24 protein-coding genes and 1 pseudogene are annotated in these 24,960 nt (G+C 69.0%); 14 read left to right on the plus strand and 11 right to left on the minus strand.

Annotated features, from left to right (window positions below; all coding sequences use genetic code 11):
• Nucleotide 1 precedes the first annotated feature (1 nt).
• Nucleotides 2–235 carry a hypothetical protein gene (locus ACQP2E_RS04145; protein ID WP_433828547.1) on the plus strand — a complete coding sequence of 78 codons (234 nt, stop codon included), beginning with the start codon at nucleotides 2–4 and terminating at the stop codon, nucleotides 233–235.
• A gap of 51 nt (nucleotides 236–286) precedes the next feature.
• Here ACQP2E_RS04145 and ACQP2E_RS04150 read toward each other — a convergent pair whose 3' ends face one another.
• Nucleotides 287–1,375, minus strand: a complete 1,089-nt coding sequence (locus ACQP2E_RS04150) for an FAD-dependent oxidoreductase (protein WP_433828548.1) — start codon at nucleotides 1,373–1,375, stop codon at nucleotides 287–289.
• Nucleotides 1,376–1,503: 128 nt separating this feature from the next.
• On the opposite strand from ACQP2E_RS04150, the gene ACQP2E_RS04155 reads away from it, so the two are divergent.
• Complete coding sequence (locus ACQP2E_RS04155; RefSeq protein ID WP_433828549.1) at nucleotides 1,504–2,346, plus strand: helix-turn-helix domain-containing protein; 843 nt, start codon at nucleotides 1,504–1,506, stop codon at nucleotides 2,344–2,346.
• Here ACQP2E_RS04155 and ACQP2E_RS04160 read toward each other — a convergent pair.
• Nucleotides 2,271–3,107, minus strand: a complete 837-nt coding sequence (locus ACQP2E_RS04160; protein ID WP_433828550.1) for an alpha/beta hydrolase — start codon at nucleotides 3,105–3,107, stop codon at nucleotides 2,271–2,273. The genes ACQP2E_RS04155 and ACQP2E_RS04160 overlap by 76 nt on opposite strands.
• A 94-nt stretch (nucleotides 3,108–3,201) precedes the next feature.
• On the opposite strand from ACQP2E_RS04160, the gene ACQP2E_RS04165 reads away from it, so the two are divergent.
• Nucleotides 3,202–4,221 (plus strand): LacI family DNA-binding transcriptional regulator, encoded by a 1,020-nt coding sequence (locus tag ACQP2E_RS04165; RefSeq protein ID WP_111648329.1) that lies wholly within the window; start codon nucleotides 3,202–3,204, stop codon nucleotides 4,219–4,221.
• Nucleotides 4,222–4,308: 87 nt separating this feature from the next.
• Nucleotides 4,309–6,150 carry an RICIN domain-containing protein gene (locus ACQP2E_RS04170; protein ID WP_433828551.1) on the plus strand — a complete coding sequence of 614 codons (1,842 nt, stop codon included), beginning with the start codon at nucleotides 4,309–4,311 and terminating at the stop codon, nucleotides 6,148–6,150.
• A 72-nt stretch (nucleotides 6,151–6,222) separates the two neighbouring features.
• Here the strand turns inward: ACQP2E_RS04170 and ACQP2E_RS04175 are convergent, their stop codons facing one another.
• Nucleotides 6,223–7,308: an Lrp/AsnC family transcriptional regulator gene (locus ACQP2E_RS04175; protein WP_433828552.1), complete on the minus strand. Its 1,086-nt coding sequence runs from the start codon at nucleotides 7,306–7,308 to the stop codon at nucleotides 6,223–6,225.
• Between the two features lie 58 nt (nucleotides 7,309–7,366).
• On the opposite strand from ACQP2E_RS04175, the gene ACQP2E_RS04180 reads away from it, so the two are divergent.
• Entirely contained in the window at nucleotides 7,367–8,557 is a 1,191-nt protein-coding gene (locus ACQP2E_RS04180; RefSeq protein ID WP_433828553.1) for a M20 metallopeptidase family protein, read from the plus strand.
• Nucleotides 8,554–9,942 (plus strand): MFS transporter, encoded by a 1,389-nt coding sequence (locus ACQP2E_RS04185; protein WP_433828554.1) that lies wholly within the window; start codon nucleotides 8,554–8,556, stop codon nucleotides 9,940–9,942. Before ACQP2E_RS04180 ends, ACQP2E_RS04185 begins: the two co-directional genes overlap by 4 nt.
• A gap of 172 nt (nucleotides 9,943–10,114) precedes the next feature.
• Here the strand turns inward: ACQP2E_RS04185 and ACQP2E_RS04190 are convergent, their stop codons facing one another.
• Entirely contained in the window at nucleotides 10,115–11,092 is a 978-nt protein-coding gene (locus tag ACQP2E_RS04190; protein WP_433828555.1) for a hypothetical protein, read from the minus strand.
• A 58-nt stretch (nucleotides 11,093–11,150) separates the two neighbouring features.
• Between ACQP2E_RS04190 and ACQP2E_RS04195 the strand changes: the two genes are divergently transcribed.
• Entirely contained in the window at nucleotides 11,151–11,663 is a 513-nt protein-coding gene (locus tag ACQP2E_RS04195; RefSeq protein WP_433828556.1) for an acyl-CoA thioesterase, read from the plus strand.
• 52 nt (nucleotides 11,664–11,715) lie between these two features.
• Entirely contained in the window at nucleotides 11,716–13,695 is a 1,980-nt protein-coding gene (locus ACQP2E_RS04200; protein ID WP_433828557.1) for an acetoacetate--CoA ligase, read from the plus strand.
• Here the strand turns inward: ACQP2E_RS04200 and ACQP2E_RS04205 are convergent.
• Nucleotides 13,676–14,404, minus strand: a complete 729-nt coding sequence (locus ACQP2E_RS04205; protein WP_433828558.1) for a TIGR03089 family protein — start codon at nucleotides 14,402–14,404, stop codon at nucleotides 13,676–13,678. The genes ACQP2E_RS04200 and ACQP2E_RS04205 overlap by 20 nt on opposite strands.
• Nucleotides 14,405–14,570: 166 nt before the next feature.
• Between ACQP2E_RS04205 and ACQP2E_RS04210 the strand changes: the two genes are divergently transcribed.
• Both ACQP2E_RS04210 and ACQP2E_RS04215 read left to right on the plus strand, forming a co-directional pair.
• Nucleotides 14,571–15,716, plus strand: a complete 1,146-nt coding sequence (locus ACQP2E_RS04210) for a glycosyltransferase family 4 protein (protein WP_433828559.1) — start codon at nucleotides 14,571–14,573, stop codon at nucleotides 15,714–15,716.
• A 22-nt stretch (nucleotides 15,717–15,738) separates the two neighbouring features.
• A complete protein-coding gene (locus tag ACQP2E_RS04215; protein ID WP_433828560.1) occupies nucleotides 15,739–16,857 on the plus strand; it encodes a mannose-1-phosphate guanylyltransferase in 1,119 nt (372 codons plus the stop codon).
• Here ACQP2E_RS04215 and ACQP2E_RS04220 read toward each other — a convergent pair.
• Genes ACQP2E_RS04220 through cofD form a run of 3 tightly spaced genes read right to left on the minus strand, consistent with a single transcriptional unit; the run spans nucleotide 16,854 to nucleotide 19,308 of the window.
• Complete coding sequence (locus tag ACQP2E_RS04220) at nucleotides 16,854–17,411, minus strand: NUDIX hydrolase (protein ID WP_433828561.1); 558 nt, start codon at nucleotides 17,409–17,411, stop codon at nucleotides 16,854–16,856. The two genes, ACQP2E_RS04215 and ACQP2E_RS04220, sit on opposite strands and share 4 nt — an antisense overlap.
• On the minus strand, nucleotides 17,408–18,361 hold the full coding sequence (locus ACQP2E_RS04225) for a coenzyme F420-0:L-glutamate ligase (RefSeq protein ID WP_433828562.1): 954 nt from the start codon (nucleotides 18,359–18,361) through the stop codon (nucleotides 17,408–17,410). Before ACQP2E_RS04225 ends, ACQP2E_RS04220 begins: the two co-directional genes overlap by 4 nt.
• The gene (gene cofD, locus ACQP2E_RS04230) at nucleotides 18,358–19,308 is read right to left on the minus strand and encodes a 2-phospho-L-lactate transferase (protein ID WP_433828563.1); all 951 of its coding nucleotides are present in this window, start codon (nucleotides 19,306–19,308) and stop codon (nucleotides 18,358–18,360) included. The genes ACQP2E_RS04225 and cofD overlap by 4 nt, the downstream gene beginning before the upstream one ends.
• An 89-nt stretch (nucleotides 19,309–19,397) precedes the next feature.
• Between cofD and ACQP2E_RS04235 the strand changes: the two genes are divergently transcribed.
• The 3 genes and pseudogenes from ACQP2E_RS04235 to ACQP2E_RS04245 all read left to right on the plus strand — a co-directional run bounded on the left by ACQP2E_RS04235 (nucleotide 19,398) and on the right by ACQP2E_RS04245 (nucleotide 22,343).
• Complete coding sequence (locus tag ACQP2E_RS04235; protein WP_433828565.1) at nucleotides 19,398–20,360, plus strand: hypothetical protein; 963 nt, start codon at nucleotides 19,398–19,400, stop codon at nucleotides 20,358–20,360.
• A 107-nt stretch (nucleotides 20,361–20,467) separates the two neighbouring features.
• Nucleotides 20,468–21,706: pseudogene (gene cofG, locus ACQP2E_RS04240) on the plus strand (7,8-didemethyl-8-hydroxy-5-deazariboflavin synthase CofG); the annotation flags it as partial.
• A gap of 379 nt (nucleotides 21,707–22,085) precedes the next feature.
• Entirely contained in the window at nucleotides 22,086–22,343 is a 258-nt protein-coding gene (locus tag ACQP2E_RS04245) for a WhiB family transcriptional regulator (protein ID WP_111648315.1), read from the plus strand.
• A gap of 21 nt (nucleotides 22,344–22,364) precedes the next feature.
• On the opposite strand, the gene ACQP2E_RS04250 is transcribed toward ACQP2E_RS04245, so the two are convergent.
• Complete coding sequence (locus ACQP2E_RS04250) at nucleotides 22,365–22,841, minus strand: metallopeptidase family protein (RefSeq protein WP_370457816.1); 477 nt, start codon at nucleotides 22,839–22,841, stop codon at nucleotides 22,365–22,367.
• 187 nt (nucleotides 22,842–23,028) lie between these two features.
• On the opposite strand from ACQP2E_RS04250, the gene ACQP2E_RS04255 reads away from it, so the two are divergent.
• Nucleotides 23,029–23,391, plus strand: a complete 363-nt coding sequence (locus ACQP2E_RS04255; RefSeq protein WP_433828566.1) for a DUF3499 domain-containing protein — start codon at nucleotides 23,029–23,031, stop codon at nucleotides 23,389–23,391.
• Between the two features lie 32 nt (nucleotides 23,392–23,423).
• Here ACQP2E_RS04255 and ACQP2E_RS04260 read toward each other — a convergent pair whose 3' ends face one another.
• Entirely contained in the window at nucleotides 23,424–24,254 is an 831-nt protein-coding gene (locus ACQP2E_RS04260) for a polysaccharide deacetylase family protein (RefSeq protein ID WP_433828567.1), read from the minus strand.
• A 270-nt stretch (nucleotides 24,255–24,524) separates the two neighbouring features.
• Entirely contained in the window at nucleotides 24,525–24,899 is a 375-nt protein-coding gene (locus ACQP2E_RS04265; RefSeq protein WP_433828569.1) for a DUF779 domain-containing protein, read from the minus strand.
• Between the last annotated feature and the right edge of the window lie 61 nt (nucleotides 24,900–24,960).

Genomic DNA, 24,960 nt, shown 5'->3' on the forward strand with positions numbered 1-24,960 from the left:
CATGCCAGATAAAATCACGGTCGGGACGATCTACGAGAGTTGTAAGTTTCATCCCGTTCTGTGCACTGTGGTCTACGACGACGACTCGTTTGGTGGCATTTCGCTGATCGACGGGTCGTACCCGAACAACTGCGCCGTCATCGGTTGCGGAGCGACTCCGTTGACCATCGAGCAGGCGGTCGAGATCAACCGTGATTTCGACGGTTACGTGAAGCGCCGGATGCAAGAGCTCTAGAAAGCGGGACAGCGGCCACCACGGTGGCCGCTGTCCCGCCGGTACATCGAGTTACCCGGTCAGCGAATCGGCCGTGCCCAGCATCTCGCGGTACCGCTCCAGGTAAAACGTGCTCTTGAAGCGAGCGGTGTCCTCGGCGCCGAGGACACCCATGCCCGCCTCGTAACTCGCTCCACCGGCAGGTCCGAGCGGCAACACGATCGCGTCCGCGGCCGGCTCGTAAACCACCGGATCGCCGTCCCCGAGGATCCGCGCGCGGATGTTCGCCGCCACCACCTCGGCGTGCTGCCCGGCGTTGCGCGCCATCTTCATCTCCGGCACAGCCGTCACATCACCCACCGCGAAAATGCGATCCTGCCCGAAAACGTTCAGCTGCGGCGTCACCGCGAGCCGCCCGTCCGCCTGCCGGGCGGCGGCCAGCGCCGGATCCAGATAGCCGGTGTCCACCGATCCGCCGAAGCACGGTAGCCATAGATCAGCAGCGATCACCTCACCCTCATCGGTGGTCACCGTGAACGGGCGCAAGCTTCCTGCCTCCGGTTCCGGCTGCGTGCGCAGCCGCCTTCCGAGCTTCAGGCGTACGCCCAAAGCACTCAACTGCTCCCGCAGGAGGCCCCGGAACTCGTCGGGAAAACGTCCGGCGAGCAGGTCCGAACCCGGATCGACCACGGTGACCGTCTTGCCGGGCCAGGCCGACGTGATCTCCCCGGCCATCTCCAGGCCGACCGCACCGGCGCCGAGCAGCAGAACGTGCGACGCCCGGAGCAGGTTGTCCCGCAGCCGCTCAAGGTCTGCACCACCCCGCGCCGGGTCTTCGATCTTGGCGGGGAACGGCCCGGACGAGCCGGTCGCGAGCACCACGTAATCGGCCGGCAGCTTCTCGCCGGACGCCAGCTCGACCGAGGTGGCCGAGACGAGCGTGGCCCGATCCTGCCGGATGCTGCCGTGCGCCAGCAGACCCCCGTACGGAATGAAGATCTTTTCTTGCCATGAAGGGTCGACCACGGCTCGCAGCGCGGCGACGTTGTGCACGAACGCCTCGCGCGGTTCGACAAGGGTGACGCGGGCGATGTCGTCGAGGGCCTTCGCCACCGCGATGCCGCCGTATCCGCCGCCGATCACCACTACGTTTTCGGTCATGGGGAAGAACCTCCGAAAGTCGATGTCGGGATCGACTCTCGGCGCCGGGCGGCCGGCGGGGGAGACCGTGGTCAGGGTGGTAGTGCGGGGGACACCCTGCGGGCGGCGCACGTTGCTACGGTCGACGGGTGAGCGACAACGAGCTCGGCCTCTTCCTGCGCAGCCGCCGGGAATCGGTGAGCCCGGCCGAGGCGGGACTGCCGGCCGGCCCGCGCCGGCGTACTCCTGGCCTGCGCCGCACCGAGGTCGCGATGCTCGCCGGGGTGAGCGTGGAATACCTGATCCGCCTGGAGCAGGGCCGGGACCGGCACCCGTCGCCACCGGTGCTCGCGGCCCTCGCCGGCGTGCTGCGGCTGACCCCGGTCGAGCGTGTCCACCTGCACCGCCTGGTCAAGTCGGCGGACGCCGGTTTCACCTGCCGCGGCGACGCCGGACCAGCCCGGACGGTACGACCGACCGTGCATGCCCTGCTCGATCAGCTGGAGCCGGCCGCCGCCGTGCTGCTGAACCAGATGGGCGACGTGCTGGCCTTCACCCGCGGCTTCCGGCGGCTGACCGGGCCGATCGGCCTGCTGGACGGCCCGGAGCCGAACGTCGTGCGGTACGTCCTCGGCGACCCGCGCGCCCGGACGGCGTTCCCGGACTGGGACCAGGTCGCGGACGAGCAGGTGGCGGCGTTGAAACAGGGCCCGTTCCGTGCGGACCGCCACATGGCCGCGCTCGCCGACGAGCTGACCGTGACGGCGGGGGACGAGTTCACCGGCCGCGTCGACCGGGTCCCGGGCCTGCCCCGGGCCACCGGCACGCTGCGGCTGGCCCACCCGTCGGCCGGCCCGCTGCGGCTGGCGTACGAAACGCTTGACCTCTCCGCCGACGACGACCAGCGCATCCTGGTCTACCTCCCGTCCGACGAAGCGACCGAGGAGGCGTTGCGCGGGCTGTCCGAGCCGCTGCGGCTGGTCGCCGGCTGACCGAGGGCGATTTCGGCCATCGCTGTCAGCGAGGAGGTACCGGGCACGAAGTACCCGTCGTGGCCGGCCACGTCGCCGGCCGGCAGCGGGAGTGCGCCGAACGCGGCGTCGATCGGCAGGCGCCCGTGTCCCACGCCGAAGATCCGGACGCCGGGCAGGCGGCGAGTCCAGTCGTCCGGGGCGCTGCCGGCCCACACGCGGGCCTGCGAATCCAGGTCGGCCACCGTCGGGACGCCCATTCCGGGACTGCCGATCGCCACGATGTCGGTCACCTGAGGTGGGAGATTTGCGGCGGCTTGACCTGCGACGATGGATCCGTAACTGTGCCCGATCAGGGTGATCTCCAACTCTGGCCGTGCCTCGATCAGGCCGGCGACGTATTGCTCCAGGGCCAGGGCTCCGGCCGCCGCCCGGTCTTCGCGGAGCGCGTCCACGCGTACCCCATCGGGTGTGTCGTAGCCGAGCCAGGCGATCACCGCGACCGGTGCGCCTGGCTGGAGTGCGGTGATCTCGTCGCGCAGGCGACGCGCCTGCCAGGCGGGCGCGCGGCGAGCGACGCCGCCGAGGCCGGTGTCAAAATTGGACACCTTCGTGGCGACGCCGGGGATCAGGATGGCGACCCGGCGTGCGGTGGAGAGATCGCCCACCACTTCGATCTTCCGGGCGTCGGCGTCCACCTCCGGGGTGGCGTGGGTGGGGCCGAAGAGCCACAGTGCCGGCGCGGCGATCAGAAGCAGCGAAACCATCCACAGTCGAGTCATGGACCGGAAGGTAGGTATCCGACGGGTCGCTCCGAGTCGGTCCGCAGAGCCAGAAAACCCCTAGGACTCAGGTATCAGTGTCTATGCTTCGGCCGTGAAACATGATGATGAAACATCGCCGCGACGGATCACCGTCCGCGACGTGGCCGCGCAGACCGGGCTGTCGATCGCCACGGTTTCCCGGGTGCTGAACGGCCGGGCCAACGTGGCGCCGCACACCCGCGACCGGGTGCTCAGCGCGATGGGTGGGCTGGGCCGGCAGGCGCCCCGGCGGCGCGGCGACCGGGCCACCGGGATCTTCGTGCGCTGCCCGTACGTGCTCACCGATTACTTCGGTCTGATCGTCTCGGCGCTGGCCGAGGCGCTGGAGCCGCACGGCCTGCAGGTGATTCTCAACGCCGGTGTGTCCGCGCAGCGTGAGCGGGTGCTCGGCGAGCTGACCGGCCGCCGGGACGTGGCCGGCGCGGTGCTGATCCTGCCGCCCGAGCCGGGCGCCGAGCTGGTCCGGCTGCGCGACCGGGGTTTCCCGTTCGTGGTGGTCGATCCGCGTACGCCGCCGCCGCGCAACATCGCCGCGGTCTCCGCCGCGCACTTTGCCGGCGCCCGGATGCTCACCGCGCACCTGGTCGAACTCGGGCATCGCCGGATCGGCATCATCGGCGGCCCGCGCGACTGGCTGGCCAGCGAGAACCGGTTCGCCGGATATCTGTCGCCGCTTGCCGACGCCGGGGTGCTGCAGGCGCCGGAGCTGACCCGGTTCGTCGCCGAGCCCACCGTCGAGCTCGGACATCGGGCCGCCGCCGAACTGCTCGACCTGCCCGATCGGCCGACCGCGCTGCTCGCGTTCAACGACAAGATGGCGATCGGCGCGCTGCGGGCCGCGGCCGAGCGAGGGCTGCGGGTGCCGGAGGACCTGTCGGTGGCCGGGTTCGACGACATCGAGCTGGCCGAGGCGTGCCGGCCGATGCTGACCACGGTCCGCCAGCCGCTCGGTGAGATGGGCCGGATGGCGGTCAACCTGCTGCTGCGGATGCTCAGCGGGCACCGGCTGGAGGCGTTGCACGTCGAGCTGGCCACCTCGCTCGTCGTCCGGGGCTCGACCGGGCCGGTCTGACGTGTTTCACGGTTCCGGAACCAGTTTGTAACAATCAGCGGCTTGATTGCATTGACCTCACTGGATTAATGAAGGTTTCCTTCCGGTATGAGGCTGTTACTCGCAGCGGTGGTTGGTGCTACCGCCTTCCTTTCATCCCCGGCTTCCCCCGCGCTCGCCGTCGGCGAGACCGTCAACGTCTACCTCACCACCACCTCGGACAGCGGCGGCCGTACCGTGACCCGCGGCCTCCAGCAGCAGGCCGCTGTCGCGTTCGGTCCGGCCGGCGGCACCGCGAATCAGACGATCAACGTGAACGAGGGCGTCACCTACCAGACCTTCGAGGGCGGCGGCGCGTCGATCACCGACACCACCGCGTACCTGATGCGCGGCGGGCCGATCAGCGCGGCCACCCGCGACGACGTGATGACCAAGCTGTTCAGCCCGGCCCAGGGCATCGGTCTCTCGTTCGTCCGCAACCCGATCGGCGCCTCCGACCTGTCCCGGCCCGGCAACGTCTCGCTCGACGACACCTGCTGCGACCTGAACGATTTCGGCGCCAACGGGTACGACACGAACGTCCGTCTGCTCACCCAGCAGGCTCGCCAGCTGAACCCGGCGCTGCGGGTCAAGGGTGTGCCGTGGAGTGCGCCCGGCTGGATGAAGGACAACGGCCGGATGGACCAGATGGGCTGGCTCAAGTTCGAGCACTACCCCACGTACGCGCAGTACCTGGTCAAGTACATCCAGAGCTACCAGGCCGCCGGTGTGCCGATCAACTACATCTCGGTGCAGAACGAGCCGAACTGCTGCCAGGCGTCGAACCCGGCCGCGATGAACTACCCGGGCATGAGCTGGAACCCCTCCGGCCTGGTCGAGTTCACCAAGAACTTCGTCTACCCCGCGTTCCGGGCGGCCGGCATCACCACGAAGGTGCTGATCCACGACTGGAACTACGGCGACTACGCAAACTTCGGCGCGGCCATCCTCGGTGACGCCGGCGTACGCAACGACCCGCTGTTCGGTGGCATCGCCTGGCACGGGTACTTCGGTGACCCGGTGGTCGGCACCCAGGTACACGATGCGTACCCCAGCGTGAAGCAGTTCAGCACCGAGCACTCCGGCGGCACCTGGATCAGCAACCAGCACAACGAGGATCTCGCCGACATCGTCAACTACACCCGGAACTGGAGCAGCAGCCTGGTCAAGTGGAGTCTGGCGCTGAACCAGAACATGGGCCCGCACAACGGTGGCTGCGGCACCTGCACCGGGCTGATCACCGTGCAGGAGGGTGGCAGCCGGGCCGGTCAGGTCGACTACACCATCGAGTACTACACGACCGGGCACCTCACGAAGTTCGTGAAGCCGGGCGCGGTACGCATCGAGTCGAACAACACCGCCGTGCAGAACGTGGCCTGGCGCAACCCGGACGGCTCGAAGGCGCTGATCGCTCACAACGGCGGGACGTCGGCACAGTCGGTGCGAGTCAACTGGTCCGGTCAGTCCTTCGTGTACAACCTGCCGGCGCGTACCACCGCGACGTTCACCTGGTCCGGCGCTTCTGCCCCGTTGAATCAGATCGTTGGCCTCGGCGGTAAATGCATCGACGTCGCCGGCGCGGCCACCGCGAACGGGACGGCCATCCAGCTGTACGGCTGCAACGGATCCGCAGCGCAGCAGTGGACCCGGGCTTCCGATGGAACCCTGCGCTCGCTGGGCAAATGCCTCGACATCAGCGGGCCGAGCAACGCTGACGGTACGGTCGCGCACCTGTGGGACTGCCACACCGGCACGTCACAGAAGTGGACCTACGACAGCGCGACGCAGCGGCTGGTCAACGGATATTCCGGGAAATGTCTTGATGTAACTGGAAATAGCTCGGCAGACGGCACACGCCTGCAGATCTGGACGTGCACGACCGGCGCGAACCAGAAATGGACGCTCAATTAACCGGCGGCGCGGTTTAGTGTGAGGTCCGGTGGGTTCAATCTGGACTGCCGTCGGCTGACTGAGTAGGGGCGGTCAGCCGCCCGCCTGCCGGAGGCGAGCCAAAAGCTCGCCTTCGGCAGCGTCGGACGCGGGGTCGTTCCAGAACCCCAGGGGTACGGTTCGCAGGTTGCGCCCGAGCGGATCCAGCAGGTGGCCGCCGAGTTTCATCACCCAGAGCGCCACCGCCCGGTCGGTGATGGTCAGCTCCGGCACCTGCACACTGAGCCGCGCCTCGAACGCGGCGACCTCCTGCACCGACCGCAGCCAGACCACCAGGATCAGGTTCGCCGAGCCGGACAGCGTCGCGCAGAACCGGGTCTCGCGCATGCCACTCAGCTTGCTCACCACCCGCCCGGTGTCGCCCGGCGGCAGCGTGCACCACAGCGACACCGAGATCGGAAAGCCGGAGACGTACCGGGCCACCTCGCAGCGGTAGACGATCGACCGTTCCGCGTCGAGCCGATCCAGCCGCCGCCGCACGGTCGTCGGACTGAGCCCGGTCCGCTCGGCGATCCGCACAGCCGGTTGCCGCGGATCCTCGCTCAATGCCTGGATCAGCCGGATGTCCTCGTCACTGAAGACACGGCCTTGTCTTGGCATCGCGATCCGGCCCTCGGTGAGTGACTCCCGGCCCTGCTCGCTGAGCCGTTCCAGCCGCCACCGGCTGCCCTCGACGTGCACTGTGACAGCGATCTGTGTCCGGGTGGACGCCACTCCGGGCAGCATCCCCAGCCGCATGCTCAGATAGCGGCCGAGCTGCACGTGATCGACGAAGGCCGCCTGGATCAGCAGGTCACGTGCCCCGGTCACGTGTTCGAGGGTGACGATGTTCACGTCGTTCGCCAGCACCGCCGCCACCTCGGGAAGCCGGCCGGCCACACAGTCGACCTCGATGACGGCGAGCACCACGGACGGCAGCGCCAGCTGGGCCGGCAAACAGCTGATCCACGCATGCCCGGACCGGAAGAGCCGGTTCCAACGCCGCGCCGCGGTCGAACCGTCCACCCCGATGGCGTCGCCGATCCGCTGCCAGTCGCCACGGGGCGCGAGTTGCAGGGCGGTCAGGAGTTGATAGTCCAGCTCGTCGAGGGTGAGCGTTTCCGGCGTCTCAACGGCCATCAGCGGCTGATCTCTGCAATTTCCACGCCGCTGCGTTCATTCTGGCGACCATACCGGCATGTTCACCTCCTCCGACGCGCTTCCCCACGCCGAGCGGTTGATCGGCCTGCGCCAGGCGCTGCACCGCGAACCCGAGCTCGGTCTCGACCTTCCGCTCAGCCAGGCCAAGGTGCTCGCGGCGCTGGACGGCCTGCCCCTGGAGGTCACCACCGGTAAAGCGCTGACCTCGGTCACCGCCGTGCTGCGTGGCGGGCGTCCCGGGCCGGCCGTGCTGTTGCGAGGTGACATGGACGCGCTGCCGGTCCAGGAGGAGAGCGGTGTCGCGTACGCCTCGGAGATCGCCGGAGTGATGCACGCCTGCGGGCACGACCTGCATACCGCAGGCCTGGTCGGCGCCGCCCACCTGCTCGCGTCGCGGCGCTCCGAACTCGCCGGCGACGTGGTCTTCATGTTCCAGCCGGGCGAGGAGGGCCAGCGCGGCGCCAAGATCATGATCGACGAAGGTGTGCTGGACGCCGCCGGTTCCCGTGTCGTCGCGGCGTACGCCCTGCACGTGGCCGCCACGGCCCTGCCGCTCGGGGTGTTCGCCACCCGGCCGGGAACCGTGCTCGCCGCGTCCGACTCGGTCATCGTCACGGTCACCGGCCAGGGCGGGCACGGCTCGTCACCGCACCTCGCGATCGACCCGGTACCGGCGCTCTGCGAGATGGTCACCGCGCTGCAGACGATGGTGACCCGCACCGCCGACGCGTGGGACCCGGCGGTGCTGACCGTCGGCTCGATCCATGCCGGTTCGGCCTTCAACGTGATCCCGGAGAGCGGGACTTTCCAGGCGACAGTGCGTACGTTCTCGGTCGCCACGCACAAGGCGATCAGGGCCGGCGTGGAACGCGTCGTACAGGGGATCGCGGACGCGCATGGTGTGAAGGTGTCGCTGGATTACCAGGAGAACTACCCGGTCACCGTGAACGACGCGGTCGAGGCCGATTTCGCGTACCGAACCATGCAGGATGTCTTCGGAGCGCAACGGACGTTCCTGGCTCCGAGGCCGCTCGCGGGCTCGGAGGATTTCTCCTTCGTGCTCGACGAGGTTCCCGGTGCTTACCTCATGCTCGGCGCGGTGCCGCCAGGCACCGACCCGGTGACCGCGCCGATGAACCATGCGCCGCAGGCGGTCTTCGACGACCGTGCCGTGCCGGAAGCAGCCGTCGCGCTCGCCTCCCTCGCCGCGGCCCGGCTCGCCCGATGACCGCCGTCCTCGACAAGCAGAAGGTCTCCGCCGTCGTCGGCCTGCTGGTCCTCTTCGAGATCACCAGCGGTTTCATCCAGGGCGGGGTGGCGCCGCTGCTGCCCGACCTCGGCACCGAGATGAACATCTCGGACGCCAACCTGAACTGGGTGATCTCGGTCCAGCTGCTCACCGCGGCGGTCTCGGTACCGGCCTTCGGGCGGCTCGGCGATCTGTACGGCCACCGCCGGATGCTCCGGATCGCCCTCGCCTGCGTGGCGGTCGGCAGCATCCTGGTGGTGGTCGCCCCGAACCTGCCGGTCCTGCTCGCCGGCCGCGCCCTGCTGGGCCCGCTCGCCGCACTGCTCCCGCTCGAGATCGCCCTGGTACGCGACCGTCTCCCGGTCGAACTGGCCCGCCGAGCCATCGCCCGGCTGGTGGGCGCCCTGACCTTGGGCGGACTGCTCGGCGGCGTCATCACGGCCGGCCTCTACCAGGTGATCGGCGACGCCCGGCTCACGCTGCTGATCCCGGCCGTGCTCGCGGTCATCTGCGTACCGGTGTCGTTCCTCGCCGTGCCGGAGACCTCCCAGCTCGCCACGGGCAAGCTGGACCTGCCCGGTGTGGCGCTGCTCAGCGTCTCGATGGTCGCGCTGTTGTCCGGAATCTCGCTGCTGAGTTCGGTTGCCCTTGTGGGTGCTGCTCTCGTGGTGGCCGGCGTCGCGGGTTTCGCCGGCTGGATCGTGCTGGAGCTGCGCACCGCCGAACCGCTCGTCGACCTGCGAGCCCTGGCCGGCCGGCACGTAGCGCCGTTCTTCCTCTGTTCGTTCGTGTTCGGCATCGTCTACTTCGGCAGCCAGGCCCCGGACGCCACGTTCCTGGCCGCCGACCGTGCCGACGCCGGCTATGGCTTCGGCTTCACCGCCCTGCAGATCTCGCTGACCGCCCTGCCCGCCGCGGTAGCCGCCGTCATCGGCTCGACCCTCACCGCCGTGATCGCCGGCCGCTTCGGGTACCGACCCACGCTGATCGCCGCGTTCCTGATGATCGCCGTGACGTTCCTGGCCCAGGCGCTCTTCCACGATCAGCTGTGGCAGCTGCTGCTCTTCAAGATCCCGGTAGGCCTGGCCGCCGGTGTAGCCCTCGGCGCGATGCCCACGGTGATCGCCGAAACCGCCGACGCCTCCCGCACCGGAATCACCACAGCCCTTTACAACAACGTCAAAACCCTCGGCGGCGCCGTCGCGGGAGCGGTGGTCGCGGCCATCCTGGCCGCGTTGGTCACAGGCAGCGAGAGTACGCCCACCGAGTCGGCCTACGTGATCGTCTGGCTGATGTGCGCGGTGCTCTGCGTAGGTGCGGCCGCCGCAGCGGTGTTCGCCCGCCGAACCGAAACCACAGCCTGACCGAGCACCACAGCCTGACCGAGCACGAACCCGGCTGTCGCTCAGGGCTGCCGGCTGTACGTGGCGGCGACCGTGGCGTTCAGCTTTCATGCGGTCGCCGCTTGCAGCTTGCGCTTGTGGTCGTGTTTTCGGCCCGCGCGCGACCACGGGCGCGAGCCGGCTGCGCGCCGGGTCAGGACTCGGTGGCGGGGGCGTTGCGCTGGGCCGGGATGAGGGTGGTCGGCTCGTCCTGGGTGCGTGGCTCGGGTTCTGCCGGAGTATTCGGTGTGGCCTTCGGGAGCAGTTGGGTCCGGTCTGCCTCGGCTGTCGGGGCCGGGGTGACGGGCGCGGTCTTCTCGTCGGTCACTGCTGTGAAGAACACCGTGGTGTCCTCGCGGGGTGCGGTCACCGTCGGCTTGGTCGCGGCGGGGTCGACCAGGCCGTTGATCGCCACAGTCTCGTCGGCGTTCGGCACGGCGGCGGTGCGGTCGTTGCTGGGGATGGCGACCGTGCGGTCGTTGGTCGGGAAAGCCACGGTGCGGTCGGCGTTGGGGAAAGCCACGGTGCGGTCGGCATTCGGGATCGCCACGGTGTGGTCGGCGTTGGGGATCGCCACGGTGCGGTCGGCGCTCGGGGGGATCGTTGCGCCCGGGGTTCCGATCGGGGTGCCGGCTCGCAGGACCGTGGTCTCGGAGATGGACATCGGCTCGCCGACCACTGTGGCCTTGCCGCGGAAGCGGCCGATCTCGCCGATGATCGGGAGGACCGGGGGCTCGTAACGGGCCCAGCGGCGGGCGCTCAGAGCGGTGCCCAGCAGCGGGATCGCCAGAAGAGCGACCAGGCCGTAACCGGGGCGGCTCAGGTCGAAGCCCTCTTTGGAGACCTCCGGGGCCCACAGCGACGCGTAATCGGCGGGTGAGGTCCACGCCCAGATCGTCACGCTCAGGTACGCCAAACCGGCAAGCACCGGGCCGGCCGGAGAAACCGGGGCGAACGTGAGGATCGTGTAGAGGATGCCGGCGAAGAGCACGAGCAGCAGCCCGCTGATCGACTCGGCGGCGAAGAAGTCGCGCCCTCGGGTGCTCAGGTCGTCGGTGAACCCGACAGCGGCCAGGACCCAGATGGATGGGGCCAGTACGAGGGCATAGAAGATCGACCTGAGGTGGCGCATGATCCGGCACGCTACCCCGGCCGGGCAAGCGTCTGCGAATGCCACCTACGGTACGAACATGGAAGAAGGACGCCCTACGGCGCGCTCGCGAGTCACGCTCAGCCGGATCATGAGTGCGGTCGACGTCAACCTGTACGGCACGGTGCACGGCGGTGTGCTGATGAAGTTCGTCGACGATGTGGCCGGCGCCAGCGCGGCACGGCACAGCGGCGGCACGGCCGTGACCGCGGCGATCGACGAGATCGTCTTCTTGGAGCCGGTCCGGGTGGGTGACCTCGTGCACGCGTACGCGCAGGTCAACTGGGCCGGGTCGAGTTCGATGGAGGTCGGCGTACGCCTGACCGCGGAACGCTGGGACGCCGAGGAGCCGACGCCGATCCCGGTGGCGACGGCCTACCTGGTCTTCGTCGGGATCGATGTGGCGGGCCGTCCGCGCAAGGTTCCGCCGGTGCTGCCCGGCGACCGCGAGGACCAGCGGCGTTTCCAGGAGGCAGTGATCCGGCGTGATCACCGGCTGGCCCGGCGGACGGCCATTCTGAAGGCACGTGCCGAGAGCGACAACAACGAATAGCGTGATCAAATCCCCAGCGGCGAAAGCCCGGGGGAGCGTTAATGTGAGCCGCATGACGGTGACGACGGACACAGTGTTGTGGGAGCCGCCGGCCGACATCCGGGAGACCTCCCGGATCGGCCGTTACCTGGCGTGGCTGGAGAGCGAGCGCGGTCTCGTCTTCGCCGATTACGCGGCTCTCTGGGATTGGTCGGTCACCGACCTGACCGGGTTCTGGCAGTCGATCTGGGACTACTTCGGGGTAATCGCGCACGACCAGCCGACGGCCGTACTCGGCGAAGGCGAGGGCGGAAACGCACGCGAAAGCGGAGGCGGCGCCACGATGCCTGGGGCGCGCTGGTTCCCCGGCGCGACGCTGAACTACGCGGAGAACGTGCTGCGGATCCCCGGCCGATCTGATGACGACACCGTCGTTTACGCGTACTCACAAAGCCGTGAACCGGTGGAACTGACCGCCCGGCAGCTGCGTGACCAGGTCTCCCGCGTCCGTGCCGGGCTGAAGGCCCGGGGTGTCGGCAAGGGTGACCGAGTCGCGGCCTATGCGCCGAACATCCCGGAAACCTATGTGCTGATGCTCGCGACCGCGAGTCTCGGCGCGATCTTCTCGTCGTGCGCGCCGGAGTTCGGCGCCCGCAGCGTGATCGACCGCTGGAGCCAGATCGAACCGAAGGTCCTGGTGGCGACGGACGGCTATCGATACGGCGACAAAGCGATCAGCAGAAAAGACGAAATATCCGATATTGCGCAAGCGATCCCGTCGATCGAGCACGTCGTCACCATCGGTTATCTCAACCCTGATGAAGGTGACTGGGACCAGCTCACTGGTGACGAACCGATGGAATTCGAACCCGTCGCCTTCGACCACCCGCTCTACGTGCTCTACAGCTCCGGCACCACCGGCCTCCCGAAACCGATCATTCACGGTCACGGCGGCATCCTGCTCGAACACCTCAAGACTCTTGCCCTGCACCACGATCTCGGACCGGACGACCGCTTCTTCTGGTTCACCACGACCGGCTGGATGATGTGGAACTTCCTGGTCAGCGGCCCGGCAGTGGGGTCGTCGATCGTGATGTTCGACGGCAACCCGGGCTGGCCGGGCCTGGAGACGCTCTGGGACCTGGTGGACACCGCCGGGATCACGTACTTCGGCACCTCGGCACCGTTCCTGATGGCCTGCCGCAAGGCGGGTCTGACGCCGCGCAAGCGGCTCAAGGGCGTCGGTTCGACCGGGGCGCCGCTGCCACCTGAGGGTTTCGCCTGGGTCTACGAGGCGGTCGGCAGCGAACTCCAGCTGCTCTCACTCTCCGGCGGCACCGACGTGTGCACCGGTTTCGTCGGCGGCGCGCCGCTGCTGCCGGTCCGCGCCGGGGTGATCTCCGGGCGCATCCTCGGCGCCCGGGTCGAGGCTTACGACAGCGAGGGTAAACCGGTCATCGGCGAGCTGGGCGAACTCGTGATCACCGCGCCGATGCCGAGCATGCCTGTCGGTTTCTGGGGCGACACGGACGGCTCGCGGTACCGGGAGGCCTACTTCGACATCTTCCCGGGCATCTGGCGGCACGGTGACTGGATCACCATCGCCGAGGACGGCACCTGCGTGATCACCGGCCGGTCGGACGCCACGCTGAACCGAGGCGGCGTGCGCCTGGGCACCGCCGAGTTCTACTCGGTGGTGGAGAGCCTGCCCGAGGTCGCCGACTCGCTTGTCGTGCACCTGGACACTCCCGGCGACCCGAACGGCGAGCTGCTGCTCTTCGTGGTGCTCACCGAAGGCCTGGAACTGGACGACGACCTCCGCGGCCGGATCGCGCGAGAGCTCCGTGCCGCGCTTTCACCGCGCCACGTCCCCGACGCCGCCTATCAGGTACGCGCAGTGCCGCACACTCTCTCCGGCAAGAAGCTGGAGGTGCCGGTGAAGCGGATCCTCACCGGCACTCCCGTGGAAAAAGCGGCGGCCAAGGGCGCCCTGGCCAACCCGGAGTCGCTGACCGCCTTCGCGGATCTCGCCCTCAAACGAGCGAAACGCTGACCTTTTCACTGGTGATCCGGGACTCCAGCTTGGCCCGGTCCAGGTTGGCGCAGAGCACCACCGATGCGCCGGCCACCAGCGGTGCGAGCAGCCAGTCCGCGGCTTCCGGGTGCACCGCCGTGTCGACGAGCACCCGGTCGCCGGCGGCGATGCCGAGTTCGGCGGCCCGCTCGGTGGCGGCCTCGATCACGTCGGAGTGGCTGAGTTCGTAAGGGCCAGACAGGGCCAGGTCGGCCGGGTCGACGGGTGCGCCGCCCCGGAAGTGGTCGCCGTAGTTACGGACCTCGGTGACGTAATCGGCGTACCCCTCGGGCAGGGTGCGCAGCGGCATGGCGAGTGGCAGCAGGCCGGTGGCGTACCGGTCCAGGGCGGACCACGCGGTCGCCCGCACGACCAGGTCGGGAGTGGTGAAGACCGCCTCGACCGGCTGCGGCTCCTCGCCGAGGTCGGCGGCGAGGCCGGCCACCGAGACGCCGAGGAGCAGCGCCGCAGTCTGCCAGTGCGGCGGGAGAATCAGGGCCACGATGTCGCCGTGGCCCAGTCCGACGCCGTCGACCAGCATGTTCGCGCTCTTGGAGACCCAGTTGTCCAGGGTCGCGCCGGAGAGCTCGGTGCGATCTCCGGAGGCATCGTCGTACCAGGTCAGGAGCGGTGCGGTCGGATCACGCCGGACTGCGGCCGCGAATGCCTGGGTAATCGTGTTCGTCACCGCCCTCACGATAGATGGATCACTGTCCGTGATGGCGGCGGAACGACCGTGATGTCGCGGTGTCGCGGACACTTCCTTGAAGCCTTCCGGGCGTACCCTCGGGAATGACGTTGCTCTTGAGATCCAACGCAGCTTCGGTACGTCAGAGATGCCAAGGAGATGCCTCGTGACCCCCGGTCGCCCCCCGCGAGTGCTGGTCGACGCCACAAGTGTGCCCGCTGACAGAGGTGGAGTCGGCAGATACGTCGACGGATTGCTCGGAGCCCTCGGGCAGCTCGGCCCGGACCGGGTGAACCTCGCGGTGGTGGCCCAGCGGGCGGACGCGGAGCGTTACCGCCGCATGCTGCCTGAGGCGGAGGTGATCCCGGCCCCGGCCGCGATCGTGCACCGCCCGGCCCGCCTGGCCTGGGAGCAGACGGGTCTGCCGCTGCTGGCCCAGCAGGTCGGCGCCGAGGTGCTGCACTCGCCGTTCTACACGTGCCCACTGCGGGCCGGTTGCCCGGTCACCGTGACGGTGCACGACGCGACGTTCTTCACCGAGCCGGAGCACTACGACAACACGAAGCGGACGTTCTTCCGCAGCGCCATCAAGACCTCGATGCGGCGCGCAGCGCGGGTGATCGTGCCGAGCAAGGCCACCCGTGACGAGCTGATCCGGCTCCTCGATGCCGACCCGACCCGGATCGACGTGGCGTACCACGGCGTTGACCAGGGTGCCTTCCACCGGCCGACCGAGGAGGAGAAAGCGCGCGTCCGTGCCCGCCTCGGCCTCGGCGACTCCGGTTACGTCGCGTTCCTCGGTGCCAAGGAGCCCCGCAAGAACGTGCCGAACCTGATCCGTGGCTGGGCTCGCGCGGTGGCCGACTGGCCGCACCCGCCGGCTCTGGTGATCGCCGGCGGTCAGGGTCACGACGACGACATCGACCGGGCCGTCGCGGAGATGCCTCCGCACCTGCGCCTGCTCCGGCCGGGCTACCTGCGGTACGCGGACCTGCCCGGCTTCCTCGGTGGCGCGCTGGTGGCCTGTTACCCGTCCTTCGGTGAGGGTTTCGGCCTGCCGATCCTGGAGGCGATGGCGTGCGGCGCCCCGGTGCTGACGACCCCGCGTCTCTCGCTGCCCGAGGTGGGTGGTGACGCGGTCGCCTACACCACCGAGGCGCCCGAGCGGATCGCCGAGGACCTCGCTGACCTGCTGCACGACGAGCATCGCCGGCAGACCCTCGCGAAGGCAGGTTTCGACCGTGCGAAGGAGTTCACATGGGCCTCCAGCGCGGAGGTACATGTAACAACGTGGAATCGGGTCGTTGCATGATCATCTACTACACTCTCCGCACATGAACGACGAACAGTCTGTGCTATATGGCGTGGTTCTGGCCGGGGGCACCGGAACCCGTCTCTGGCCACTGTCCCGCGCCGGTCATCCCAAATTCCTTCACCCCCTGACCGGTACGCCGGCCTCTTTGTTGCAGGCCACGGTGGACCGGCTGGACACGCTGACGTCACCCGAACGGATGTTTGTGGTGACCGGCGTCGCGCACGCCGCGGCGGTCTCCCGTCAGCTCGCCTCGGTCCCCGAGGAAAACGTTCTTGTCGAACCGTCGCCACGGGACTCGTGCGCGGCGATCGCCCTGGCCGCCGCGGTCATCGCCCGCCGCGACCCGGAAGCGATCATGGGCTCCTTCGCGTCCGATCACCTGATCGCCGACAAGGAAGAGTTCGCCTCGGTCATCCGCAAGGCGATGGCCGGCGCGCAGCAGGGTCTGCTGATGACCCTGGGCATCACCCCGACCCGCCCGGAAACCGGGTACGGCTACCTCCAGTGCGGCGGCGAGTCCGCCGACGGCCCGGTCCTGCGGGTCGAGGAGTTCAAGGAGAAACCGTCCTACGAGGTCGCCGAGAGCTACGTGAAGTCCGGTAACTACCTGTGGAACGCCGGCATGTTCGTCTGGCGCGTCGACGTGTTCCTCGCTGAGCTGGCCCGGCAGCAGCCGCAACTGGCCTCCGGTGTCAGCCGGATCGCGCAGGCCTGGGACACGGCCGGCCGCGAGGAGGTTCTCGGCGAGGTCTGGCCGACCCTGCCGCGGATCTCGGTGGATTACGCGGTGATGGAAGGCGCGGCCACCGTCGGCCGGGTCGGCACCATCCCGGGCGACTTCGGCTGGAACGACGTCGGCGACTTCCACACCCTCGGTGAGGTGCTCACCGCTGACCCGGCCGGCAACGTGATAGTCGGCAGGGACGGCGACGTGGAGCGGCCGACGGTGCTGCTGCGCGACACCGAAAACCTCGTCGTGCTGCCGTCCTCGGGCCGGCTGGTGGCCGCCATGGGCGTCCGCGATCTGGTCATCGTGGACACCCCGGACGCGGTGCTGGTCTGCCCCCGTGAGCGGGCGCAGGAGGTCAAGCACCTGGTGGACGAGCTCAAGGAACTCGGCCACCACGGTTACATCTAGCCGATCCGCTTCAAGGCGGGTGCGATCTGGCGGACGGTTCCGGACGCCAGCGGGCTCGGCAGGTCGTCCGGCGTGAACCAGGCGAGATCAGCGGACTCCTCGCTGATCCGCTCGGTCGCGCCGGCCGGGCTGCGTACCAGGAACCGCACGTCGAAGTGGACCGACGGCTCTGCCGGCGCGCCGTCGGCGGCGCCGCAGCGGACCTCGTGGATGTCGATGTCGATCGGCTCCGGGTCGATGACCAGGCCGTCGATGCCGGACTCCTCGGTGGCCTCACGCAACGCGGCAGCAGCAAGGGTGGTGTCGCCGGGCTCGCAGTGCCCGCCGAGCTGCATCCACATGCCGAGCCGTCCGTGCAGGCAGAGCAGGACCCGGCCGGCGTCGTCGACGATCAGCGCGCTGGCCGTCACGTGGCCGGCCCGGTGTGCCCGGGTCATCGCCTCCGGGCCGTCGGCGAGCAGGTCGAGGGTGCGTTTGCGGGCCAGCTCGGCGTCTTCCGAGGTGGCGGCCCAGGCGCTGAGAACCTTTGCGGCGTCGTCGTACAGGGCGCTCATCCGGTCACCTCGATCGTTGCTCCCGTGTCGTCGAAGACCACGGTTGTCCTGTGTCCATCGGCCGCGAGCATTGTGCGTACCCGATGGGTCTCGGCGCCCAAGCGCAAGAAGTCCGCTGGAGCGGGACCGGCGGGGGTGAGGCGCAGAGCGCCGGTTCGCACGATTTCGAGTGCCCGCTGGGCCGTGGTCACTTCATCGGCGTCCAGCAGGGCCGCGTCGCGCAGGCCCTGGGCGCGGGCCTCGGCGGTGCCCAGGCTGAACATGTCGCTCGCGGTGTCCCGGATCAGCTCTTTCGCGCCGTTGCCTTCGCCGGTTTCCGGATAACCGCGGATCACCGCAACCGGCACCTGGTCCGACTTGCCCTTGACCAGCTCGGCCGCGGCCGAGAGCTCGTCGATCACGGCCATCTGGGTGAGGACGAGTTCGTTACCGTACGGATCGATCTCGCCCCGGTGATCGCGGACCGCTTCGATACCCGCCGCTCCGAGCGCCACATCGGTGAGACCGTTGCGCCAGGCCCGGCCCATCGTGTCGGAAATGATCACCGCGACGTTCTTCTTGCGGGCTTTCAGATTGTCGCGCAGGGCACGGGCCGAGGCGTCCGGGTCGGCCGGGAGAAGCACCAGGTGCGTCTTGTCGACGTTCGAGGCGTCGATGCCGGCCGCGGCCATCACGAAACCGTGGTGGGTCTGCACGATCGTGGTGGGACCGCGACGGGCCACCACCCGGGCGGTCTCGCCGGCGAGCACCTGCTGCCTGGCCTCCTCGCGCTCCGGGCCGTCGGCCGGCACCTCGACGAGGCGTCCTTCGGCCTTCGACACGATCTTGCTGGTCACCACCAGAATGTCACCGTCGGCGAGCCAGGGCGCCGCGTTCGTGATCAGCTCGGCGAGGTCGTCGCCGGCGGTCACGTCGCCGATGCCGTGTATCGGGAGGATCTCGAGCTTCATTTTGCTAGCTCCAGTGCTTCCGCGACCATCGCCGCGGTCAGGGATTCGTCCTTCATCCAGAGCGGCACCGCCTTGGTGCGCACGCCCGGGACCTCGGCGCCGGCGTCCGACGTGTCGACAAGCCAGCCGTCCAGCAGGCCTCCTTCGGCGCGTGGGCCGTACATCCGGCCGACACCGGCCGCGCTCACCTCGACCCCGAGCGTGGCCAGGCACTTGTCGGCCATCCCGCGCACCGGCGCGCCACCGATGATGGGTGACACCCCGATCACCGGCGCCGGGCCGTTCGCCACGGCCTCTTTCAGAGCGGGTACGGCGAGAATCGGCGCGATGCTGACCACCGGATTGCTCGGGGCGACCAGCACGACGTCGGCCTGACCGATCGCGTCCAGGACGCCCGCACCCGGTTTCGCCACGTCGGCGCCGCGGAAGACGAAGTTGTGTGTCGGCACGTTGCCCCGATGACGCACCCACCACTCCTGGAAGTGGATCACCTTGCGCTCGCCGTCGACGTCCACGACGACGTGCGTCTCCAGACGGTCGTCGGTGGCCGGGAGCAGCGTGATGCCGGGCTGCCAGCGCTCACAGAGAGCGGCGGTCACCGCGGAGAGGGGATAGCCGGCGTTCAGCATCGTCGTGCGTACCAGGTGGGTGGCGGTGTCCTTGTCGCCAAGCCCGAACCAGGACGGCTCCACGCCGTACTTCGCCAGCTCCTCCTTGACGACCCAGGTCTCGCCGACCCGGCCCCAGCCGCGGTCCGGGTCGGCGGCGCCGCCCAGCGTGTACATGACGCTGTCCAGGTCGGGACAGATCTGAAGGCCGTGCATGCGTACGTCGTCGCCGACATTGACCACGGCGGTGACGTCGGCGCCGATGGCGCGGGCGTGCTCGCGCACGCCGAGGAGGAACCGGGCGCCGCCGATACCCCCGGTAAGGACCACGATCCGCATTCCTACATCCTCCCGCACCCGCGTCGGCGCGACGGGTTGTGGGTGCCGGTTTACGCTGGCCCTCCGTCAGATACGCACCGGGAGTAACCGTGACCACATCACCGCCGCCTGCCCCGGCCGGCGACAAGCCGATCGGGCAGTTCCTGCGGCCGTTGCGCGACTGGGCCGTGTACGCGCTGGCCGGGGTCCCGGCCGTCATCCTGTTCGTCGCGGTCCTCGACATGTTCGGCGAGGATTTCCTGCACCGCACCCAGTACAGCTTCGGCAGTTTTGTGAACCTCGCGACGATCTTCTTCCCAATCGCCGCAGTGGTGCTCTCCCTGGCCGTGAAGCCGGTGCACCCGCAGGCCCGGACCATCACGCTTGTCGCTCTCGTGGAGTACGGAGTGGTGGCCTTCTTCGGGCTCGTCTTCGGCGTGCTGTTCGGGGTCAGCAACATCGCGTCGACATCGCCGGGTTCGGCGCTGCTGGAGCTGCTGGAGCGAGTGGCCTGGCTGGCGCTGTTCGGGCTGGCGGCGTACGCGGTCTGGCAGATCTGGCGCGGGGTGTTCACGGTGCCGAGGCCGCAGGGTGTTTACGGGCAGCCGGGTTTCGGTGGCCCGCAGGGTTATAACGGGCCGCAGGGTTTTGGTGGCCCACAGGGTTATGGCGGACCGCAGGGTGTTTACGGGCAGCCGGGTTTTGCTGGCCCGCAGGGTCAGCAGCCGCCTTTCGGGTCGCCTCAGCAGCCGTGGGGTCAGCCGCAGCCGGGTTATCCGGCGCCGCCGCCGGGATTCGGCCCGCCGCAGGGTCCGCCGCAGGGTCCGCCGCAGGGTCCGCCGCAGGGTCCGCCGCCCGGATGGAACCAGCCGCCGGTTCATGGGCAGCCGCCGGTCCCGGCCGCTCCGGTCCCCGCCGCTCCGGTCCCGGCCGCTCCGGTCCCGGCCGCGTCTGCGTCTGCGTCTTTCTCGGAGCCCACCCAGGTCGTTCCCACCACCGAGAACCAGCCTGGTGGCGTCCCCTCCGACCGGCCCGGTTTCGGTCCGGCCGATCAGGACCCGCCGCGTCAGTGACGACCCGGCCCCGGGGCGTCTCGCCTCGGGGCCACCGTGTTCCACGACACTGCCTGGCCCGCTGACCATGGGGGCGGCAGAAACGATTCCGGCCTAGGCTGCTTTGCGTGGTAGAGGTCAACGTGGAACCGGTACCGGCGAGCATTCAGCGAGCCCTGCGCCGCGCCGCGGGTGGCGAGTCGATCGATGTGGACGACGCGATCGCGCTGCTCGGGGCCGAAGGCGATCAATTCGACGAGTTGCTGGCCATCGCGGGCGGTGTGCGCGATGCCGGCCTGCTGGAGGCCGGCCGGCCCGGCGTGGTCACGTACTCTCGCAAGGTTTTCATCCCGCTCACCCGGCTCTGCCAGGATCGATGTCATTACTGCACGTTTGCGACCGTGCCGCATCGACTGCCGTCCGCGTACCTGGAGCTGGACGAGGTCCTGGAGATCGCCCGGCAGGGCGCCGCAAAGGGCTGCAAGGAAGCGCTGTTCACCCTCGGTGACCGTCCTGAGGCGCGCTGGCCGGCGGCCCGGCAGTGGCTCGACGAGCGTGGTTACGAGTCGACCCTCGATTACGTCCGCGCCTGCGCGACCGCCGTGCTTACCGAGACCGGCCTGCTGCCGCACCTCAACCCCGGTGTGATGACCTTCGACGAGCTCCAGTGGCTGAAACCGGTCTCGCCGAGCATGGGGATGATGCTGGAGACCACCGCCACCCGGCTCTGGTCGGAGAAGGGCGGCCCGCACTACGGCTCGCCCGACAAGGAGCCGGCGGTCCGGCTGCGGGTGCTGGACGACGCCGGCCGGGCCGGTGTCCCGTTCACCACCGGCATCCTGATCGGCATCGGGGAAAACATCGCCGAGCGAGCCGACTCGCTCTTCGCGATCCGGCGGACAGCCCAGGAGTACGGGCACATCCAGGAGGTCATCATCCAGAACTTCCGCGCGAAGCCGGACACGGCGATGCGCGGCATGCCCGACGCCGAACTGCGGGAACTGGCCGCCACGGTGGCCGTGGCCCGGATCCTGATGGGCCCGCGAGCCCGGATCCAGGCGCCGCCGAACCTGATCGACCAGGAGTTCCCGCTGCTGTTGCGCGCCGGGATCGACGACTGGGGTGGCGTCTCGCCGGTGACGCCGGACCACGTGAACCCCGAGCGCCCGTGGCCCCAGATCGACAACCTGCGGGAGAGGTCCGCCCGATCCGGGTTCGAGCTGCGAGAGCGGCTCACGATCTACCCGGAGTACGTCCGCCGCGCCGAGGAGGGCTGGCTCGATCCTCACCTGTCCGCGCACGTCGCGGCGCTGTCCGGTCCGGACGGACTGGCGCTGGAGATCAGCCCCGAACCCCGGCCCTGGCGTGCGCTTTTGCCGCTCGCGGGAGGGGCCACTGTCTACGACCACCACTGACCACTTGATCCATTCGGCGGACCCGCTCCGGGGGACCCCCTGCCACTAAGTTACAAAACGGGTTAAATTGGACGTGACCGCCCGAGCCCGCGTTACCTTCCGGTGGCTCCGGGAGATAGGGCAGGAACGGGGGCCGTGAAGCGTCCTCGACGCTTGCAGGAACGGGCCTATTTATCAGGTTCGGCTTGACGACGCACGTCTTACACGCGTGTAATTTTGGTGGGGTTGTGGGGACGATGCGCTCATTTCGCATCGAACCCACAGAAACACGCCGCGTGCGTGGGGGGTCAGCGTCGGCTTCGCAGCCGACGCGGAAAATGGAGGCACGCCGATGGAAACGCAGGTTGAAGGGTTCGACCTGCTCGGGGACGCCCCCGAGTGGCAGGAGCGAGCACTGTGTTCGCAGACCGACCCGGAAGCCTTCTTTCCGGAGAAGGGCGGCTCGACGCGCGAGGCCAAGCGCATCTGTGGTCGCTGCGACGTGAAAGCCGATTGTCTCGAGTACGCACTCGGCCACGACGAACGCTTCGGGATCTGGGGTGGACTGTCCGAACGTGAACGTCGAAAGTTGAAGCGGCGGGTGGCCTGAGGCCACTCAAGCCGTTTCGTCTCAAGCCAGTTCGTCCGGGTCGACGCCGAGCAGGTTGGCAACCTGCTCGATGATCACATCGTGGACGAGGTCGGCGAGGTCTTCCCGATCCATCGCCCGGAATTCCAGCGGGCGGCGGTAAAGCACGATCCGCGGTGGCAACTCGTGCCGGCCGGGGCGGCCGGGCAGCAGCCGGGCCAGGGGCACCTCGCCGTCCTCGAGCACGTCCGAGTCGTAGACGTTGAGCTCCGGGGGCACGTCCTCGACTGCGAACTCGACGCCGGCCAGCTCCTTCGCGTACCGCCGCTCGAGGCTCTCGACCGTGTCCAGCACCAGGTCGTCGAAGATCTCCGCCTTGGTGCGGGCCAGCGGCACGGTGGCCGGGACAAGACGGCCGCGCAGCCCACGTCCATGCCGGTCGCGCCGGGCCGGATGGCCCGGGCCGGTGCTGCGCGTCGCCTTCGGATCCGTCCGGCGGCGTTCAGGGCTGGTGGTCACGCGGCCAGCGTATCCCCACGCGGGCGACATACGTGGTCAGGCTGTTCTCATCGTGTGTCTCACCTGTTAATTCGCCCCAACGGGGCGGCGTGTCCTGTCGCCATGGCCGAATCGTGATGCGTTGTGGGTCGGCGTGTCGCGAGGGCAACGCTCCCCAGATCGGCCGATTCAGAGATAACGTGCCGCCGTGAGGTCACCAAGGCGCTGCTCCCGGAACGGCTGTCCCCGACAGGCGGTCGCCACCCTGACCTACGTCTACAACGATTCCACGGCCGTGGTCGGTCCACTCGCGGCCTTCGCCGAACCGCACACGTACGACCTGTGCGAGCCGCACGCCCGCAGCCTCACCGCACCGCGCGGCTGGGAACTGGTCCGGCACGACGGCGACTTCGCGCCGCCGCCCCCGACCACCGACGACCTGGTCGCCCTAGCCGACGCCGTCCGCGAGGCCGCCCGTCCGGTGCCCACGCGGCCTGACGAGGCCGACCACGCTCCGGGGCACCAGACCGGTCGCCGGGGCCACCTGCGCGTGATCCCGCCCTCGCACTAGGGCTCCGGGCTCCGGGCTCCGGGCTCCGGGCTCTACAGCGCCACGAGGTGGAAGTGGCGTCGCAGCCACGGCAGCAACGTCTTGTACGCCTCGATCGTGTCCGGCTGCGCGTTGTCGTGCGACAGAATCACGGAGCCCTTCCGGGTGCGCTTCTGCACGATCTTGACGATTTTCTTCCGGTGGTCGGCGTGTGTCTCGCCCTTCGGCTGGTCCCAGTCGCGCGGGTCGACCTGCCAGTACAGCGGGGCCATGCCGAGCTTGCCGGAGACCTTCACCAGGTTCGGCGTGAAGTTGCCGCCGGGCGCCCGCATGTAGCTGATCTTCGCGTTCGGCACGGCCGCGCGGATCGCGGCGTTGGTGCGCTCCAGGTCTGCCTTGATCTTCTTGGGCGGCTTCTTGCCGAGCTTGAGATCGTGGTTCCACGAGTGGTTGCAGAGCGAGTGGCCGGCCTTGACGATCTCCCGGATCAGCTCCGGATGCTTCTTGGCGTTCGTGCCGACGACGCAGAACGTCGCCTTCACCCGCTCCTTGGCGAGCATCTGCAGCAGCTGCGGCGTGTACGTCGGGTCCGGCCCGTCGTCGAAGGTCAGCGCGACGCCCTCGGTGCCGGTGGTGGTGATGCTGTGCGCCGGCCCGTTGGTGTGCGGCCGGTGGCGCTTGCCGCCGATGTTCGTGCTCTCGGTGCGCCGGCTGCTCTTCGCCGGGTTCGGCTTGGCCGCGGCGGGCTTGCTCGTGGGCGGCACGACTGTGGGGCTTGCTGGCGCCTCCGAATATGGAGCCGTCGGGGTAGCGGGCGTCGAGGTCACCGGGGTCGGTGACGACGTCGTCTGGGCCGCTGCGGCCTGTCCGAGAAGAGCTGTCATGATCAGCAAAATGCTGAGCGTGACAGCCTTTCGGGTGTGCGACAGCCGCATCGAGTGTTCCTCCCCAGGTTCGTCGGCGACTGACGACGATGCCTCAGGAGTGCGTCCGGCCGCCAGTCCCGTACGCATGCTTCGTTCGAAAACGGTAATGCGCTCAGGTATGTCGGCGTATCATCGCGCACCAGCGCAAGTCCCTGCGCATGGCAGTAAATGTCCGAAAGGGGCCGAGTCGCCTCAGCCCCTTCGATTGCTCCCCGGTTGTGAAAAAACTTACGCGGCCAGCTCGGCCAGCTCCTGTTCGGTGAGCAGGCGGGAGCGGATCAGGAACCGGACCCCCTCCGGCGCTTCCAGCGAGAAGCCGGCGCCGCGACCGGGGACCACGTCCACCGTGAGATGTGTGTGCTTCCAGAGTTCGAACTGCGAGCTCGACATCCAGAACGTGATCGGCTCCGGTACCCCCTCGATCACCAGAGACTCCAGCAGCACATCGGACTGGCCGGTGCGGAATTCACCCTCCAGATAACACATCGGCGAGCTGCCGTCGCAGCAGCCGCCGGACTGGTGAAACATCAACGGACCGTGCTGCTCCCGCAGCTGCCGCATCATCACGGCAGCGGCGGGAGTGACGTCGACTCTAGTTGCCATGATCGACTGCACCGCAGCGAAGCAAGGGCCAGGAGAGCATGGCGAAAGTAAACTCAGCCAT

The organism is Actinoplanes sp. CA-015351, from assembly GCF_050955685.1.
Classification (GTDB): domain Bacteria; phylum Actinomycetota; class Actinomycetes; order Mycobacteriales; family Micromonosporaceae; genus Actinoplanes.